The sequence below is a fragment of the Streptacidiphilus sp. P02-A3a genome (assembly GCF_014084105.1).
Lineage (GTDB): Bacteria > Actinomycetota > Actinomycetes > Streptomycetales > Streptomycetaceae > Streptacidiphilus.
The window spans coordinates 2570662-2586056 of the sequence record NZ_CP048289.1 but is presented as its reverse complement, the minus strand read 5'-3'; the positions used below and the strand labels follow the sequence as shown (position 1 = coordinate 2586056).

The window sequence follows — 15395 nt, the reverse complement described above, 5'->3', positions numbered from 1 at the left end:
GCCCCCGGTGCCCCGGTCGGGCCGCTACGGGACGGTCACCCCCTGGAGTACGACCGGCCCGCGGCTGCTGTCCAGCTCGGTGGCCTGGGAGACCCCGGGCGGGGTGATGGTGTCCATCACCTTGGCGACCGTGCCCGGGTCGGCCGAGCAGATCCGCGCGGTGCCGCCGACCGGGCAGACGCCGAAGGAGTAGGGCTGCGGGGTGGCGGCGAAGGCGCGGGCCAGGTCCGGGCTGTAGCCGTCCTGCCCGGCCAGGGCGAGGGTGAAGGTCCAGCCCGAGGTGGGCGTCCCGAACGCGGACTCCGGCAGGGCGACGGTGATGCTGTCGGAGGCGGTGGAGGCGACCACCGCGGTCGGCGTGCCGACCTGGCCGCCGACCGCGTTCACCCACACCGGCGCGGCGAAGCCCTGCACCTCCAGCCGTTCGTTCCAGGCGTCGGCCGGGGCGATGCTGTAGTCGCGGGTCGGGTAGGGCGCGGCCGTGGAGGTGGCTTCGGCCGCGGGGTCGTGCACGTAGATGTCGAGCAGTTGCGCGCCCATGGTGTTGCCGAAGGTCGGGGTGAGCGACTTCAGCGTGGTGCGCAGGTAGACCGTGCCGCCCTGGGTGATCACCTGGAAGCGGGTGAGGTCGAACGAGCCCGGGGTGAACGCCGAGTCGGTCGGGTACTGGTAGCTGCCGGGCCCGTTGTCGTCCCCGCTCGGGTCGGTCACGTCGAGCACCGAGGTGCCCCCGGTGATGTCGCCGGTGACGGAGGTCCGCGCGTAGCCGGTGGCGCCGGTCGCCGTGGTCGCGGCGACGGTGATCTGGTCGCTGCCGAAGCCGACGGCCACCGGTACCGAGAACGCGCCGGTGGCGTCGGCCCTGGTGCTGACGGTGTTCGCGGCGGCCCCGGTGTCGGTGTCGTCGGCCTGGACCACCACCGCGGCGCCCGGCGTGGTGCTGCCGGTGACGGTGGCCGTGGCGGCCTCCACGGTCGCTCCGGAGCTCGGCGAGGTCAGCGTGACCGCGGCCGTGCCGGGGGCGCCGTGGGTGACGTAGCGGGCGGTGGTGAGCGCCGGCCGGTCGACGGCGCGGCCCTGGCCGAGGTCGGTGATCAGCCGCAGCTCCTGGGCCTGTGCCCAGGTCAGCGGCGAGGCCGAACCGGCGGCCTGGCCGTCGGTGAAGCCGATCGAGGCGGTGGTGGGGTCGCTGCCGTAGGGCGAGGCGGGCAGGTCCGGGTCCTCCCACACCTGCTCGGGCACCAGGCCCACCCCGGAGGCCGACTTGATCATGAAGGACAGCAGCGAGGCGGCGGTGGCCCGGTCGCCGGTGGCGATGGCCGACTCGGCCCGCTCCCCCGACAGGACCGGCCACACGTGCCCGGTACCGGTGTCGGTGGTCGGCCAGGGCTGGCCCGGCGTGGTGCAGGAGGTCTGGCTGTTCGTGGTGGAGCAGTCGCCGTAGCCGTCGGCGCTGCCGGTGGCGGCCGAGTCGCCGTAGCGGTAGTAGCCGGTCCCGGACGGGGTGCTCACCGACAACTGCTTGTCCAGCACGCTCAGCGAGTTGGTGAAGTCGGGGTCGTTGGGCGGGAGTTCGCCGAGCCGCACCAGTTCCTGGAACCCGCCGTCGATGACCGCGTCCTGACTGGGCGCCGGGCCGCCGTTGCCCAGGCTGTAGCTGGTCGTCGCGTTGGGGTCGCCGGTCTTCGACAGCCGGATGAAGTACGGCGAGCCGCTGTCCGGACCGGTGCTGGTGACCGTCCAGTCCTTGATCTGGCGTTGGAAGTCGTCGGCGGTCGCCTGGTACAGCTGCGCGTCGGCGCGGTCGCCGTGCCGGGCCGCGATCGCGGACGCGGCGGTCAGGCCCGCGATCTCGGCGGCGATCGTCGACGGCGAGTAGCCGGACTGCTCCTCCCAGCGCTCCACGCCGTAGGCGGGGCCGTGCGACACCAGGAAGTCGGCGGCGGGCTTGAGGTGGCGGCTCCACAGCGCATCGTCGCCGGAGAGCCCGGACAGGTACGCCATCAGGATCGGGTAGGCGGTCTCGTCCAGTTGGTCGCCGCCGGTGTCCGGCGCGGCCCGGCCGTTGACCAGCGAGTTGCGTGGGATCTCGCCGGTCGGCAACTGCTGCTCGTCCAGCAGGAACAGCGTGGTGGCGCGGGCGGTGGCGACGTCGCCGTCGGCCATCAGGCCGGTGAACGCCTCGTACAGGTCGCGGCCGAAGACCTCGCGGTAGGAGCCGTAGTAGACGGGCTCGCCGCCGACCAGCGTCCCGGCGTTGACGGCCTGGCCCCAGGGCGAGGCCAGCGAGGCGACGATCGCCCCGGGGAAGGTCTTGTCCTCGCTGGCCTTCAGCACGTCGGCGTCGAGGTAGTAGGTCCTGCGCACGGTCGCCGCCGGGATCCCGGGCAGCGAGGACGGCGGCCGCAGCAGCGAGTCGTCGTAGCCGCGCCAGCCGTCGGTGTAGGCCCGCTCGATCTGGTCGAACGGGGTGCGCAGCGAGGCGGCGGCGGTGGCCACCGACTGCGCCTGGGTCCGACCGAAGCCCAACGCCAAGGTGATGGAGCCGCCCTGACGGGGCGTCACATCCTCGGTGGCGACGATGTGGCCGTCCGGTGCGGAGGTGCTGACGGGGGTGAGCGTGTGGGTGGCGTCGAGTTCGGTGAGGCCGTCGCCGGCGGTGCCCGCGTAGCCGACGGAGGCGGTTCCGGCGGTGTCGGCGGCCAGGTCCATGTAGGTGGGCACGGCGTACGTGCGGTTGGCCGCCTGGGTCACGGTGTTGTCGCTGTAGACCACCGCTGTCCTCGAACCGGCGTCCACCACACCGGTGTTGGCGCCGCCGTTCTGACTGCCCCCGCCGCCGTCGCCGTTCACGTGGGCGTCCAGCCGCGCGTAGACGCGCAGCGCCCGGACGTCGACGTGGCTGCCGGGCAGGGCGCTGAGCGAGGTGTGCATCAGCACCGTGTCCCGTAGCGGATCGGTGACGTAGACCGTGCGCAGCCGGTAGCCGTGCTCGGCGTCGGTCGAGGTGACCGTGCAGGCCATGCCGGACTCGTCCGACTGGACGGTGTAGGTCATGTCGCGGGTCTGCAGGTCGGTGAAGGTCGAGCCGTCGGTGACCAGGTACTGGAGGGTGCTGACGTCGGTGTTGTCGACGGTGGGCTCGTAGACGTCGGAGAGCACGCCGTCCGCGACGGTGTACCAGACCTTCGAGGTGGTGTTCCGGGCCGTGCCCAGGCAGTCCTTGCGGGCGAGGTCGAAGGAGGAGGCGGCGCCGGGCGCGCCGGTGGCGACCGCGCCGGGCGCGATCGACGCGGCGGCCCGCCGGGCCGCCGGGGCGGCGTGGGCCGCACCGGCGCCCGCCGCGAGCAGTGAGAGCGCGGCGGCGGCCGCGGTCGCGGCTGCCCGGCGTGAGTGTCGGGTCATGGTTCCCCTCGGAGTCGGGGCCGGGTGAACCGCTCAGCGGCGAGGGAGGCCGCGATCCTTGCGAAACACGCTGCAAGAACCGTCATGAAGGTACTCGCGAGTCACCTGCGCGTAAAGACACCGCGCGGCAGTTCCCGTCCGGACCTCAGTTCCAGTACCAGGGGTGCCCGGGCGGCGGGGCCACCGGCTCGAAGGGCTCCAGTGACGCCCGCGCGAGACGGCCGGTGGTCGCCGTCCGCAGTCCGGCGAGCACGGAGCGGACGCCCGGCGCGAGCGCGCCGAGCAGGCCACCCAGCAGACCGGCCCCGACCAGGACGCCGAGCCGCAGCGCGTCCCGGGCGCCGTCCCAGCCGAGGGTGCCGGAGTGGTGGACCACGAAGCCGTCGAAGAACAGCCAGAACAGCAGCCCGATGACGAGGCTGGCCGCCGGTCGCGCGAACCAGCCGACCGCCAGGGCCGCCGCGCCGAACGCCACCAGCGCCGCCGCCGGGTCACGGCCGGTGCCGAGGGCCGCCAGCAGCTCGGCCAGCGGGGCCGCCACCGCGAAGCAGAGGACCACGAGCAGGGGCGCGGCCAGTGCGGTCCGCCGCCGCCCGACCGGGGGGTGCGCGGTGCGGCCGTGACCGGGGGTACCGAGCAGAAGGTCCGGCACGGGATGCCTCCTTCCAGGCTCACGCTTCCAGGCTCACGGCTTCCGGGCTCCCGGCCGGGCTCGTGGCGGACAGCCGGGTCTCCACCCCCGTCCCCCCATTCGAAGCCGTGGCGGGGCCGCCGCGGCCTGCCTTGACGGCTTCCATACGGACGCCACCGGGTTCGATACGGCTTCTTGGCGCACGGGGCCCCGGGCGGGGCAGACTGGGAGCATGTGCCGCAGCATCAAGACCCTCCGCCCGCCGGTGACGCCCGAGGTCGGGGACGAGGACATCCGCGCCGCCGCGCTCCAGTACGTCCGCAAGGTCTCCGGCTTCCGCGCCCCGGCCGCCCACAACCGGGCGGCCTTCGACGAGGCCGTGGACGCCGTGGCCGCCGCCACCCAGCAGCTGCTGGACAGCCTGGTGGTCCGCGGCGCCCCCGCCGCCGGGCACCCGGAGCACGCGGGCACGACCGCATGACCGACTTCCTGGTGATCGGCGAGAGTGTCGCCGACATCGTCCGCTCGCCGGGCCGCGAGGACGTGACCCACCCCGGCGGCAGCCCCGCCAACGTCGCCTACGGCCTGGCCCGGCTCGGTCACGCCACCACGCTGCTCACCCAGCTCGGCGCGGACCCGGCGGGCGGCCTGATCGCCGACCACCTCCGCTCGGCGGGCGTGGCGCTGCTGGCCGACGACCGGCAGCGGACCCCGACCGCCGTGGTCACCCTGGACGAGCACGGCAGCGCCCGCTACGCCTTCGACATCGACTGGACCCTCCAGCGGCCGGAACTGCCGCGGGCACCGGGGCACCTGCACTTCGGCTCGATCGCGGCGGTCCGCGAACCGGGCGCGACCGCGACCCTGGCCGCCGTGGCCCGGCTGCGGCAGCGGGCGACCGTCAGCTACGACCCCAACGTCCGGGTCCAGCTCATGGGCGAGCGGGCGGCGGCCGTCGCCCAGGTCGAACGCTGCGTGGCGCTGAGCGACCTGGTCAAGGCCAGCGACGAGGACCTGGACTGGCTCTATCCCGGCGAGAAGGCCAGGTCGGTGGCCGCCCGCTGGCTGGCCCTGGGCCCGGCGGCGGTGCTGGTCACCCGGGGCGGCGACGGCTCCACCGGCTTCACCCGCACCGGTTCCGCCGACGCCGCGGTGCCGCCGACCACGGTCGCGGACACGGTCGGCGCGGGCGACTCCTTCATGGCCGCGACGCTGGACGCGCTCGCCGCCCGCGGCCTGCTCGGCGCCCCGGCCCGGCCGGGCCTGGCCGCGCTCCCCGCCGACCTCCTCGGCGCGGTGCTGCGCCACGCCGCCGACGCCGCCGCGATCACCGTCTCCCGCCCGGGAGCCAACCCGCCGACCGCCGAGGAACTCGGCCGGTTCGCCGCCCCCGAGGAAGCCGAAGGAGCCGCCCACGCGGCCGGGTGACCGACGTGATTGTCCATCAGAAGTGCTCCAGCAGCTCGGAGAAGGAGCGCAGCTGGATGACCCGGTCGTCCTGCGGGTCGAGTTCGGTGTGCTCCAGCACCCACGTGTGCCGGTTCGGTACGAACACCGCGTTCATCCCCGCCTGCCGCGCGGGCAGGATGTCCGACTTCGGGGAGTTGCCGATCATCCAGCTGCGCGCCGGGTCCAGCGCGTGCGTCTCGACCAACCGGTGGTACGTCTCGACGTCCTTCTCCGCGACGATGTCCACCGCCCGGAAGTGGTGCGCCAGTCGCGAGGCGTCGACCTTGCGCCGCTGCTCCCGCGGATCGCCCTTGGTGAGCAACAGCAGGTCGTGGCGGCGGCCGAGGACGTCCAGCGTCTCGGCGACCCCGGCGATGAGCTCCACCCGGGTGTGCGACAGCACCGAGGCCATCGCCTCGATCTCCGCGCGCTGCTGGGCGGTCGCGGGCCCGCCGCGCAGTTCCGCGACGCAGTCGGCGAGGCTCCGCAGCAGCATCCCGCTGCCGTAGCCGTGTGCCACCGCGTTGGCTGCCTGGATCCGGTCGAGGACCGCACGCGCCTGGACCCGGTCCAGCGTCGGATGGTCCAGCCAGGTCAGGAAGTCCTCGATCACCCGCTCGAACAGGATGTTGTTCTCCCACAGCGTGTCGTCCGCGTCGAAGACCAGCACCTGACCATTGCGCCGCACGTCCCCACCTTCCGCCGTCCCCGGGCCCACCGCCTCGGACTCTAACGGCGGCCACCCCCGGGCTCCCAACGGTTTTCGCGTGGCGACTGAGCTAGGGCAGGGGCTCCGGCGCCGGACCCGCCTCGGTCGCGGTGAGCGCGCGGTGCGAGGCGACGACGATGGCCAGCAGCAGCAGCCCGGTGCAGCCGAACGCGGCGCGGGCGCCCGCCGCGTCCGCCAGGGCGCCGACGGCGAGGCCGGTGACCGGGCTCGCACCCGGGAGCGCCATGGTCCACGCGCCCATCACCCGGCCGCGCAGTTCCGGCGCGGCCCGCAACTGCACGAAGGTGTTGGCTCGGGCGACCATCCAGATGGAGGTGAACCCGACGGCGGCCATGCCGAGGCAGAGCAGCGCCGGATCCGGGGCGCAGGCCGTGGCCGCGGTGCACAGGCCGGTGGCCCCGGCGAGGACCGCGACCTGACGCCCGGTCGGTTCGCCGCCGCGCGCCGCGAGCAGCGCTCCGGGCAGCGCGCCGAGGCCGAAGACGCTCAGCAGCGCCGCGTATCCGCCGCCGCCGAGGTGGAACACCCGGTCCGCCAGCAGCGGGAACAGCAGGCCGGAGTTGAACAGGATGCCGCAGGCGGCGGCGATCAGCAGGCAGCAGCGGATCGGCGGCACCGACCACGCGTAGCGCAGTCCGGCGCGGGCGGCGCCGCGTCGGCCGGGCGGCGCGGCGGGCCGCGCGCGGTCGGCGTCGAAGGCGGGGCGGTACCGCAGCAGGACCGCCAGCGGCGCCAGGAAGGACAGCGCGTTGACCAGGACGCAGGCGGCCGCGCCGAACAGCACCAGCACCACGCCGCCGAGCGCGGGGCCGAGCACCCGTGAGGTGTTCAGGATGACCTCGTACAGGCTGACCGCGCTCGCCAGCCGTCGGCGTCCGACCAGGTCGAGCACGTAGAGCTGCCGGGCGGTCCCGTCGAGCGCGTTGACCGGTCCGCCGGCGGCGGAGAGCAGCACGATCGACCAGTAGGCCGCGGCGTGCGTCGCGATCAGCGCGTACAGCGCGAGGCCGAGCACGGTCAGCGCGCTCTGCGTGGCGATGAGCACCAGGCGCCGGTCGAGCCGGTCCACCAGCGCGCCGCACCACGCCCCGAGCAGCAGGCTCGGCAGCAGGGTCATCGCCGAGAGCACGCCCAGGTCGAGCGCGCTGCCGGTCATCCGCAGCACCAGCCAGGAGGTGGCCACCGCCTGCGTCATCACCCCCGAGGCGGAGGCGATCTGGCTCAGGAACCACCACCGGAACGGCTCGAAGGACAGCGCGGCGAACGGTGAGCCCGCACTGGTCCCGGCTGCCGGACCGTCGGCGGTTGCGGTGCTCGGGCCGGACATCTATTCTCCTGAAATCATGGGAATATGCGCCGTAAGTCCGGCTGCTGGGGCAGCATATACACAGCGATTCAGCGGCGCAGCAAGGATTTCCGGTCCGCGTATTTATCGCTGAATCAAGAGAATTAGGGGCGGCTGATGGACGCGACCCAGCGAGTGCGCCGCGCGGTCGAGACCAGCGACGGGACCACCCGGGCCGAGCTCGCCGCCGAACTCGGCCTGCCGCTGGGCACGGTGACCACGGCGGCGACCGCGCTGCTGCGGTCCGGGGTGCTGGCCGAGCGTCCCGCGGCCCCGGCCGGGACCCGCTCCGGCCGACCCGCGATGCTGCTGGTCCCGGCCGGTCCGCCGCGCACCGTCGGCGCGGTCGTCTGGGCGCACGGCCGACTGCGGGCCGCGATCGCGACGTACGGTGGCACCGTCCTCGCCCGCGACGACCTGGCGGTCGGCACCGACGGGTCCGGCCCCGAGGTGCTGGAACCGGCCTGGCGCTTCCTCGGCGAGGCCGGGCAGGGCCCGCTGGACCGGGTCGTGCTCGGTGTGCCCGCGCCGTTCCAGCGCGGCGTCGGCCTGCCGCCGGGGCGGCTGCCGGTACCGGGCGGGGAGGACGCCTCCGGCCGCCGCCCCGACTTCGCACCCTGGCTGCGCCCCGACCCCGCCGCCGTGCTGGCCCGGCGGCTCGGCGTGCCCGTGGTCATCGAGAACGACGCGAACCTCGGCGCACTCGGCGAGGCGCAGGCGGGCGCGGGACGCGGGTACAGCTGCCAGATTTTCCTGAAACTGGGTGAACGCAGCTTCGGCGCGGGACTGCTGCTCGACGGCACGCTCTACCGGGGCGCCTCCGGCTTCGCCGGGGAGATCGCGCACATCCACGCGGACGACGACGGACCGCTGTGCGCCTGCGGCGCTCGCGGCTGCCTGTCGGCCCGGGCCCGCCGCCCGCTGGTGGAGCTCATGGAGGAGGCCTACGACCGGACGCTGACCTTCGCCGAGGTGCTGCGCCTCGCGGACGCCGACGAGCCGGCCCCGGCCCGGGTGCTGCGCGAGGTCGGCCGCGCCCTCGGCCGCCCGCTGGCCGACCTGTGCACCTTCCTCAACCCCGAACTGCTGATCATCGACGGCGCGTTGGGCGGCGCCGGCCGTCATGTGCTGGGCGGCGTGACCGAGCAGATCGAACGCTGGTGTGCCCCGGCCGTCGCCGCCTCACTCGCGGTGGTGCCGGGGGCGCTCGGCGCCGACGCGGAGATCGTCGGCGCCATCCGCCTCGCCCGCACCGAGGCCCGCGCCGAGGCCCGCACCGGGACGGCAGGTTCAGGCTGAGCCGTCGGTCAGCAGCAGTACCAGCTTGCCGCGTACGTGGCCGGTCTCGATCTCGCGGTGCGCGGCCGCGACGGCGTCCAGCGGGAAGGTCCTCGCGATCGGCAGGACCAGGCCGCCGGTGCCGTGCAGCCGGGCGAGTTCGGCCAGGGTGGCGGCGGAGCGGTCGTAGCGGACGCGCTGGACGCCGTACCGCTCGGCGGCCGTCTCGTCGGCGACGGTGCCGATGCGTCGGCGGTCCGCCACCAGGTCGAGGGAGACCCGGACCGCGTCCCCGCCGACGCAGTCGAGCGCCGCGTCCACCCCGCCGGGGGCGAGGCCGCGCACCCGCTCGGTCAGCCCCGGTCCGTAGGCGACCGGGATCGCGCCCAGCGAGCGCAGGTAGTCGTGGTTGCCCTCGCTCGCGGTGCCGATCACGGTGACCCCCAGGGCGCGGGCCAGTTGCACGGCGACGGTGCCGACGCCACCGGCGGCGGCGTGCACCAGCAGCGTCTCGCCCCGGACCGGCGCCAGGATCCGCAGCGCGTGGTACGCGGTCTGGCCCACCGCCGACAGCGCCGCCGCCGTCGCCCAGGGCAGGTCGGCGGGCCTGGCCGTCACCTGGTCGACGCCGACCACCACGTGGTCCGCCTGGGCGGCCATCGAGGTGAAGCCGAAGACCTCGGCGCCCAAGGGGAGTTCGGTCACGCCCGGGCCCAACTGGTCCACCACGCCCGCGAACTCGTTGCCGAGGGTCTGCGGGAAGGCCACCGGGAACCGGCCGGCCAGCCGTCCGCCGCGCACCTTGGCGTCGATCGGGTTCACCCCGGCCGCCCGCACCCGGACCCGGATCCGCCCGGGCCCCGGCACCGGCTCCGGGACCTCGGCCACCCGCAGTACCTCCGGGCCGCCGTAGGCGTCGAAGACCACCGCCCGGCTCATCGCGCCGCCGCCGTCCAGCCGGTCTCCCGCAGCCAGGAGCGCAGGGTGGTCAGTCCCGGGTGCCGCTCCCGCAGCGCGGGGAGGTCGGCCCGGTACCCCTCGCGGTTGAACCAGTCGAACATGAGGGCCATCTCCTCGCTCATCGCGCGCAGGCGCTCGATCGGCAGTTCCTGGAACCGCACCGGTGCGGCCGCGGCCTCGGCGAACGCCTCGGCCATCTGCGGACCGGTGAGCTCGTCCCCGGCGATCTCCAGCTGGCGGCCGGTCCAGGCCCCCGGGTCGTCGAAGGCATCGGCGGCGAACACGGCGATGTCCCGGGTCGCGATCAGTTGCAGCACGGTCCCCGGGGCGAGCGCCAGCGACAGCACCAGCTCGCCGTCGACCGGGGAAGGACCGATCGCGGCGAAGTTGTCGATGAACATCACCGGGCGCAGCACGGTCGCGGGCAGGCCGAGCCCTTCGAGGTGCCGCTCGATCGCGGCCTTGCTCTCGAAGTGGGGTACGCCGCTGGCGCGTTCGGCCCCGCCGACCGAGCTGTAGACGAAGTGGGCGACCCGCTCCCGCGCGGCGGCGTCGGCCAGCGCCCGGCCCTGGCGCTCCTCCCCGGCCACGCCCGCGGGCGTGGCGAAGGTCTGCACGCTGAACACCCCGTACGCGCCGCGGGTCGCGGCCCGCAGCGATTCCTGGTCGTCCAGGTCGCCACGGACCAGCTCCGCGCCCCGCTCCGCCAGCGCCAGCGCCGCCGGTGCCCGCGGATCGCGCACCAGCGCCCGCACCGCCCAGCCGCGTTCCAGCAACTCCCTTGCCACTGAACCGCCCTGACGCCCCGTCGCTCCGGTCACCAGGATCTGCCCCGGTCGCACACTCATGGTCGAGCCCCCTTGTTCCGACACGCGTCCCGATAAGTAGTTGGCCCGCCAAACATATTCGTTGGCTGGCCAACTGTCTACTGGGCATGGGTCGTTCCCGCTGCTCGGGCTGCCGTAGTATGTGGCTGGCCAAGGAACCGGGACCGGAGGGACGCTCATGGAGCAGTACGGCGAGATCAGCCACATGACGATCCGGCTCGCCCGGGCGCACCGGGTGGCGGCCACCCGGCTGTTGCAGCGGGTCGGCCTGTTCCCCGGGCAGGAACTGCTGCTGATGCGGCTGTGGGAGCAGGATCACCAGCCGCAACGAGACCTGGCCGCCGCACTGAAGCTCGACGCCTCCACCGTCACCCGGACCCTGCAACGCCTGGAGCAGCAGGGGCTGCTCAGCCGCTCGCCCTCACCCGCCGACGGCCGCTCGACGATCGTGTCGCTGACCCCGAAGGGTGCCGAACTGCGGTGTCAGGTGGAACAGTTGTGGGGGGAGCTGGAGGCGATCACCACCGCCGGGCTCTCCGAGCGGCAGCGGAACGACGCGCTGCGGCTGCTCCGCCGCCTCGAACGCAACCTCATCGACGACGACGCTACCGACCGAGCGGCGACGACGACGACGACCCGGACTCGTCCAGCTCCGCACGCAGCCCCCTGACGATCAGCGACAGCCCGGCCGCGAACGCCGCGTCCTTCGAGGCGGGCTCGCCCGCCTGCCACTCCCAGAGGTTCCGGCAGCGCTCGGGCCCGAGTTCCGGCAGCGACTCGGCCGCCACCGGTGGCAGGGCCTGCTCCTGGAGCACGAACCCGGTACAGCGCGCCCGGCCGCACGCCCAGCCGGGTGGTCGGCGCCCGGGTGGTGAGCCGGTCGAGCCCCACCGCGTCCAGCAGCTCGACACCAGCCACACCTGCCCGCTGGAGAAGCCCGCCCTGGTCAACCAGCTCCTGCTGGACTTCCTCGCCGAGGAGCAGCCACCGAAGCACTTCCCGCTCGGCGCCCTCACCGCCTGATCCGCGTGCCGGGACCGGCGCGGATCAGTCCGAGTGCGGCGGGCCGGAGGGGGCGGCGGGGAGGGTGAGCGCGGCGCGGATGTCGGCGACCAGGTCGGTGGCCGCCTGCACCGTCACTGACAGTTCGTCAGGATTGGTTCCCGGAGCGCCCAGCAGCGCCCGGGCGCGGGGGCCGAAGCTGGGCGGGGTGCCGGGCAGGTTCTCGGCGACGGCCAGCGAGCCCTTCTCGTTCAGGCACCAGCGGCGGTGCCACGCGTACAACGCCTGGACCAGGATGCCGATCGCGCGCGACAGCGCGAGCGAGACCAGCAGCACGTCGCCGCGCAGGGCCGGTTTGGCCGCGTTGGCGACGATGAACTCCGCCTCCCACGCGGACGCCACCAGCGAGCGCCGCAGCGGTTCCGGGTATCCGGCCACCTCGCGCTGAAACAGCGTCAGTTCCTTGGTGGGGTCCGCCAGTACCCGGCCCAGGGCCAACTCGCCCACGTAGCTGGGCGACCAGAAGCCGAGCGGGTGCCCGGCCTGGATGCCGACCTCGAACTCCCCCTCGCGGCACTGGGTCCAGACCCGGCGGACCCGGTCGACGTCCCGCAGCAACCAGTCGACGTGGCTGTCGCCCACGGTCAGCCAGGCGCCGCCGTCGACCCAGGGCCCCCACTCCCCCGGCCCGGCGACGTCGGTCGGACTGTCGGAGAGGCCGCGCGCCATCGAGCGCAGCGTCGGCAGGTGCGGGGCGCCCCGGTAGTAGACGCCGAGGTCCCAGTCCGAGTCGGGGCGTTCCTCGCCCCGGGCCCGACTGCCACCGAGCAGCACACCGATCACGCCGTCGACCGTCGCCAGCCGCGCGGCCATCTCCCCCACGATGTCCTCAAGCACAGCAGGACTCTCGCACGAGCGGGTACCCGAACGCCATAGAGTTCCGCGGCGGTCGGCCGACCGGTGCCCTAGCCGACGGCGGCCCGCGGGTCGGGGTCCGGGCTGCGCAGGTCCTGCAGGCCCACCACGCGCAGCAGTTCCAGCCGTTCCTGGGCGACGCTGCCCGGCCGCGCGGTGTGGACGATCAGCCGCTGCCGGTGCCGCGTGCCCAGCATCGCCTCGCAGTCCAGCTCGATCGCGCCGACCACCGGGTGCAGCACGGTCTTGGTGTCCCCGCGCCGCAGGGCCACGTCGTGGTCGGCCCACAGCTCCGCGAACTGCGCCGAGACCGACAGCAGTTGCCGCACCAGCGCGGCCGCCCGACCGTCGTCGGGGTAGGTGGCCACCACCGCCCGCAACTGGGCGACATGGAGCTGCCCCAGCCGGTCGTGGATCTCCGGGAGGAACAGCGCGCGGGACTCCGGTCGGGCGAACCAGCGCCAGACGATGTTGCGCTCCATCGGCGACTGGCCGCTGACGTCGCCGAACAGCGCCGCCGCCAGCGCGTTCTGCGCCAGGATGTCGCCGAGGTCGGAGATCACCTGCGCCGGGGTGTCGTAGAGCCGGTCCAGGATCAGCAGCAGCCCCGGCCGGACATGCTCGTCGGCGCAGCCCACGGCGAGCGGCGGGACCTGCCCGGCCAGGTGGTACAGGTGGTCGCGCTCGTCGTCGGTCAGCCGCAGCGCCCGGGCCAGCGCGGCCAGCAGCTGCCCCGAGGGGTGCGGACCGCGCCGCTGCTCCAGGCGGGTGTAGTAGTCCGCCGACATGCCCGCGAGCTGGGCGACCTCCTCCCGGCGCAGCCCCGGGGTGCGCCGCCGGGCACCGGCGGGCAGGCCCACGTCGGTCGGCGTCAGGCGGCTGCGTGAGCGGCGCAGGAAGTCGGCGAGTTGGGCGCGGTCCATCCCCCCATCATGGTCGACCCGCCGGGCGCTATCCAGGGATCGCCGATCCCCCGATCACCGGGTCTCTCCCGCCCGCGCCCGCGCTGCCCCAGCCTGAGGGAACGACGGGCGCGGCGAGGCGGCGCCCCGAGTACCGACAGATCGACTTCACGACCAGGCACCGAACAGCGGGTGCGAACCAGAGAGAAGGACCTCATGACGACGACCCTGGTGACCGGAGCGACCGGGCAGGTCGGCCGCCGTTTCGTGCCCCGGCTGTTGCAGTGGACCGAGCCCGGCGACACCGTGCGCGTCCTGGTCAGGGACGCCGAGCGCGGCGCGCGCCTGGCCGCGCTCGGGGCGGAGGTCGTGCTCGGCGACCTGCGCGAGGAGAGCGACCGCGCCAAGGCGCTCGCCGGGGCGGACCGGGTGATCAACGTCGCCGCCGCGTTCCGGGACGTCCCGGACGAGGAGGCCTGGGCGGTGAACCGCGACGCCGCGCTGGCGCTGGGCGAGCAGGCGCTGGACGCCGGGGTCGGCCGCTTCGTGCAGACCAGCACCAACCTGGTCTACCAGGGCGGCCGGAACCGCCCCTCGCGTGAGGGCGACGCGCTGCTGACCGAGGGCACCTGGGTCTACGCGGTCTCGAAGGCCCAGGCCGACACCGGGCTGCTGGCACTGCACGCCGAGCGGGGCCTGCCGCTGGTGCTCGTCCGGCTGGCGTACGTCTACGGCGAGGGCGACCCGCACCTGCGCGAGGCGCTGCCCCGGGTGGCCGGGTGGGCGGCCCACCGGCGACTGCCGATGGTGCACCACGCGGACGTCGCCCAGGCACTGCACCGGGCGCTGCTGGCGCCGGGGGTGGAGGGCAGGGCCTTCGACGCCGCCGACGACGCGCCGGTCAGCGCGTTCGACGTGTACCGGCTCAACGGGCTGCCCTGGGACGAGACCGCCGCCCGCGAGGACGCCACGGACCCGTGGTTCGGCGTCACCGACAACCAGTCGCTCCGCGACGAGCTGGGCTGGCGCCCGCAGTACCCGACGATCTGGACCGCCCGCGCCGCCGGGGCGCTGTGACCTCGGGCGGTCGGCGGTAGGGGCCGGACGGGGCGGGTCGCTCGGACGGGGGATCGTCGCGGGGCGCGCCGGTGCCGAGGCTTGGTGCATGGCAACCAGCACGCCCCTCGGCGTCACCCCCGCACCCCGAACCGAGCCCGCCGCCGGATCGGCTCCCGGCAGCACCCGGCAGCACCCCGCCGATCCCAGCGACGTCGGTGGGGTGGTCGCGCGGCTGCGCCAACTGGTGGCCGGGCTGCCGCCCCAGGACGGGGTCGCCGTGTTCGGCGGGGTCTATCTGACCGTCACCGAGGCGCTGCGGGCCCGGCTCACGGCCGGGGACGTGTTCCGGACCCCGGCCGACACCGCCCGGCTGGACGTGGTCTTCGCCGGGCGCTTCCTGGACGCGCTGCGCCCGGGCCCGGCGCCCGCCCCCGCCTGCTGGCGTCCGCTGCTCCAGCTGCGGGCGCACCCGGGGATCCGGCCGGTGCAGTTCGCGCTGTCCGGGATGAACGCCCACATCGAGCACGACCTGCCGCTGGCGGTGGTGGAGACCTGCCGCCAGCTGGGCTGCCCGCCGGCCGAGCTCTCCGGCGACTTCCACCGCGTCAACGACGTGCTGGCGCAGGTGGAGCAGCGGGTACGGGAGCGGCTGCTGCCCTCGCTGGCCGGGCTTGAGCGGGAGCTGGACCTCGGTGACCCGCTGCTGCACCTGCTCAGCTCCTGGAGCGTCGACCGCGCCCGGGACGCCGCCTGGGCGGGCGCGCTGACGCTGTGGGAGCTGCGGGACAACCCGTCGGTCTTCGCGACCGCCGCGCGGGCGCTGGACGACGCCTGCGGCCTGGTGTCCCGCTGCCTGCTCACCCCGCTGGGCGGCGCGCCCCGCCGCGGGTGA

15 protein-coding genes are annotated in these 15395 nt (G+C 74.7%); 6 read left to right on the top strand and 9 right to left on the bottom strand.

Annotated features, from left to right (window positions below):
- Positions 1–24: 24 nt before the first annotated feature.
- Positions 25–3405 (bottom strand): glucodextranase DOMON-like domain-containing protein, encoded by a 3381-nt coding sequence (locus GXP74_RS11630; RefSeq protein ID WP_182451410.1) that lies wholly within the window; start codon positions 3403–3405, stop codon positions 25–27.
- 145 nt (positions 3406–3550) lie between these two features.
- A complete protein-coding gene (locus GXP74_RS11625) occupies positions 3551–4057 on the bottom strand; it encodes a hypothetical protein (RefSeq protein ID WP_182451409.1) in 507 nt (168 codons plus the stop codon).
- A gap of 211 nt (positions 4058–4268) precedes the next feature.
- Between GXP74_RS11625 and GXP74_RS11620 the strand changes: the two genes are divergently transcribed.
- Complete coding sequence (locus GXP74_RS11620; protein ID WP_182451408.1) at positions 4269–4517, top strand: DUF2277 domain-containing protein; 249 nt, start codon at positions 4269–4271, stop codon at positions 4515–4517.
- Positions 4514–5464 (top strand): carbohydrate kinase, encoded by a 951-nt coding sequence (locus GXP74_RS11615; RefSeq protein WP_182451407.1) that lies wholly within the window; start codon positions 4514–4516, stop codon positions 5462–5464. The genes GXP74_RS11620 and GXP74_RS11615 overlap by 4 nt, the downstream gene beginning before the upstream one ends.
- 16 nt (positions 5465–5480) lie before the next feature.
- Here the strand turns inward: GXP74_RS11615 and GXP74_RS11610 are convergent, their stop codons facing one another.
- Positions 5481–6173: an HAD family hydrolase gene (locus GXP74_RS11610; RefSeq protein ID WP_182451406.1), complete on the bottom strand. Its 693-nt coding sequence runs from the start codon at positions 6171–6173 to the stop codon at positions 5481–5483.
- 91 nt (positions 6174–6264) lie between these two features.
- Positions 6265–7542 carry an MFS transporter gene (locus GXP74_RS11605; protein ID WP_182451405.1) on the bottom strand — a complete coding sequence of 426 codons (1278 nt, stop codon included), beginning with the start codon at positions 7540–7542 and terminating at the stop codon, positions 6265–6267.
- A gap of 135 nt (positions 7543–7677) precedes the next feature.
- On the opposite strand from GXP74_RS11605, the gene GXP74_RS11600 reads away from it, so the two are divergent.
- Positions 7678–8859 (top strand): ROK family protein, encoded by a 1182-nt coding sequence (locus GXP74_RS11600; protein ID WP_182451404.1) that lies wholly within the window; start codon positions 7678–7680, stop codon positions 8857–8859.
- Here GXP74_RS11600 and GXP74_RS11595 read toward each other — a convergent pair.
- Positions 8851–9777 carry an NADP-dependent oxidoreductase gene (locus GXP74_RS11595; protein ID WP_182451403.1) on the bottom strand — a complete coding sequence of 309 codons (927 nt, stop codon included), beginning with the start codon at positions 9775–9777 and terminating at the stop codon, positions 8851–8853. The two genes, GXP74_RS11600 and GXP74_RS11595, sit on opposite strands and share 9 nt — an antisense overlap.
- Positions 9774–10646 (bottom strand): NmrA/HSCARG family protein, encoded by an 873-nt coding sequence (locus GXP74_RS11590; RefSeq protein ID WP_182451402.1) that lies wholly within the window; start codon positions 10644–10646, stop codon positions 9774–9776. The genes GXP74_RS11595 and GXP74_RS11590 overlap by 4 nt, the downstream gene beginning before the upstream one ends.
- Before the next feature lie 157 nt (positions 10647–10803).
- Here GXP74_RS11590 and GXP74_RS11585 point away from each other — a divergent pair, with 157 nt between their 5' ends.
- Positions 10804–11295 (top strand): MarR family winged helix-turn-helix transcriptional regulator, encoded by a 492-nt coding sequence (locus tag GXP74_RS11585; protein WP_182451401.1) that lies wholly within the window; start codon positions 10804–10806, stop codon positions 11293–11295.
- Here the strand turns inward: GXP74_RS11585 and GXP74_RS11580 are convergent.
- The 3 genes from GXP74_RS11580 to GXP74_RS11570 form a co-directional block, all read right to left on the bottom strand.
- Positions 11231–11575 carry a hypothetical protein gene (locus GXP74_RS11580; protein WP_182451400.1) on the bottom strand — a complete coding sequence of 115 codons (345 nt, stop codon included), beginning with the start codon at positions 11573–11575 and terminating at the stop codon, positions 11231–11233. The genes GXP74_RS11585 and GXP74_RS11580 overlap by 65 nt on opposite strands.
- Positions 11576–11672: 97 nt before the next feature.
- Positions 11673–12500 carry a DUF4037 domain-containing protein gene (locus GXP74_RS11575; protein ID WP_182456376.1) on the bottom strand — a complete coding sequence of 276 codons (828 nt, stop codon included), beginning with the start codon at positions 12498–12500 and terminating at the stop codon, positions 11673–11675.
- Between the two features lie 92 nt (positions 12501–12592).
- Positions 12593–13465 carry a helix-turn-helix transcriptional regulator gene (locus GXP74_RS11570; protein WP_182451399.1) on the bottom strand — a complete coding sequence of 291 codons (873 nt, stop codon included), beginning with the start codon at positions 13463–13465 and terminating at the stop codon, positions 12593–12595.
- A 195-nt stretch (positions 13466–13660) separates the two neighbouring features.
- Here GXP74_RS11570 and GXP74_RS11565 point away from each other — a divergent pair, with 195 nt between their 5' ends.
- Both GXP74_RS11565 and GXP74_RS11560 read left to right on the top strand, forming a co-directional pair.
- On the top strand, positions 13661–14521 hold the full coding sequence (locus GXP74_RS11565) for an NAD(P)-dependent oxidoreductase (protein ID WP_182451398.1): 861 nt from the start codon (positions 13661–13663) through the stop codon (positions 14519–14521).
- Between the two features lie 88 nt (positions 14522–14609).
- A complete protein-coding gene (locus GXP74_RS11560) occupies positions 14610–15395 on the top strand; it encodes a DUF5995 family protein (RefSeq protein ID WP_225447858.1) in 786 nt (261 codons plus the stop codon).

Bases quoted from the DNA above. Each gene is read 5' to 3' on its own strand.
- GXP74_RS11570 (WP_182451399.1), bottom strand. From the start codon at position 13,465: ATGGACCGCGCCCAACTCGCCGACTTCCTGCGCCGCTCACGCAGCCGC.
- GXP74_RS11575 (WP_182456376.1), bottom strand. From the start codon at position 12,500: ATGGCCGCGCGGCTGGCGACGGTCGACGGCGTGATCGGTGTGCTGCTC.
- GXP74_RS11565 (WP_182451398.1), top strand. From the start codon at position 13,661: ATGACGACGACCCTGGTGACCGGAGCGACCGGGCAGGTCGGCCGCCGT.
- GXP74_RS11590 (WP_182451402.1), bottom strand. From the start codon at position 10,646: ATGAGTGTGCGACCGGGGCAGATCCTGGTGACCGGAGCGACGGGGCGT.
- GXP74_RS11560 (WP_225447858.1), top strand. From the start codon at position 14,610: ATGGCAACCAGCACGCCCCTCGGCGTCACCCCCGCACCCCGAACCGAG.
- GXP74_RS11595 (WP_182451403.1), bottom strand. From the start codon at position 9,777: ATGAGCCGGGCGGTGGTCTTCGACGCCTACGGCGGCCCGGAGGTACTG.
- GXP74_RS11600 (WP_182451404.1), top strand. From the start codon at position 7,678: ATGGACGCGACCCAGCGAGTGCGCCGCGCGGTCGAGACCAGCGACGGG.
- GXP74_RS11620 (WP_182451408.1), top strand. From the start codon at position 4,269: ATGTGCCGCAGCATCAAGACCCTCCGCCCGCCGGTGACGCCCGAGGTC.
- GXP74_RS11615 (WP_182451407.1), top strand. From the start codon at position 4,514: ATGACCGACTTCCTGGTGATCGGCGAGAGTGTCGCCGACATCGTCCGC.
- GXP74_RS11630 (WP_182451410.1), bottom strand. From the start codon at position 3,405: ATGACCCGACACTCACGCCGGGCAGCCGCGACCGCGGCCGCCGCCGCG.
- GXP74_RS11605 (WP_182451405.1), bottom strand. From the start codon at position 7,542: ATGTCCGGCCCGAGCACCGCAACCGCCGACGGTCCGGCAGCCGGGACC.
- GXP74_RS11585 (WP_182451401.1), top strand. From the start codon at position 10,804: ATGGAGCAGTACGGCGAGATCAGCCACATGACGATCCGGCTCGCCCGG.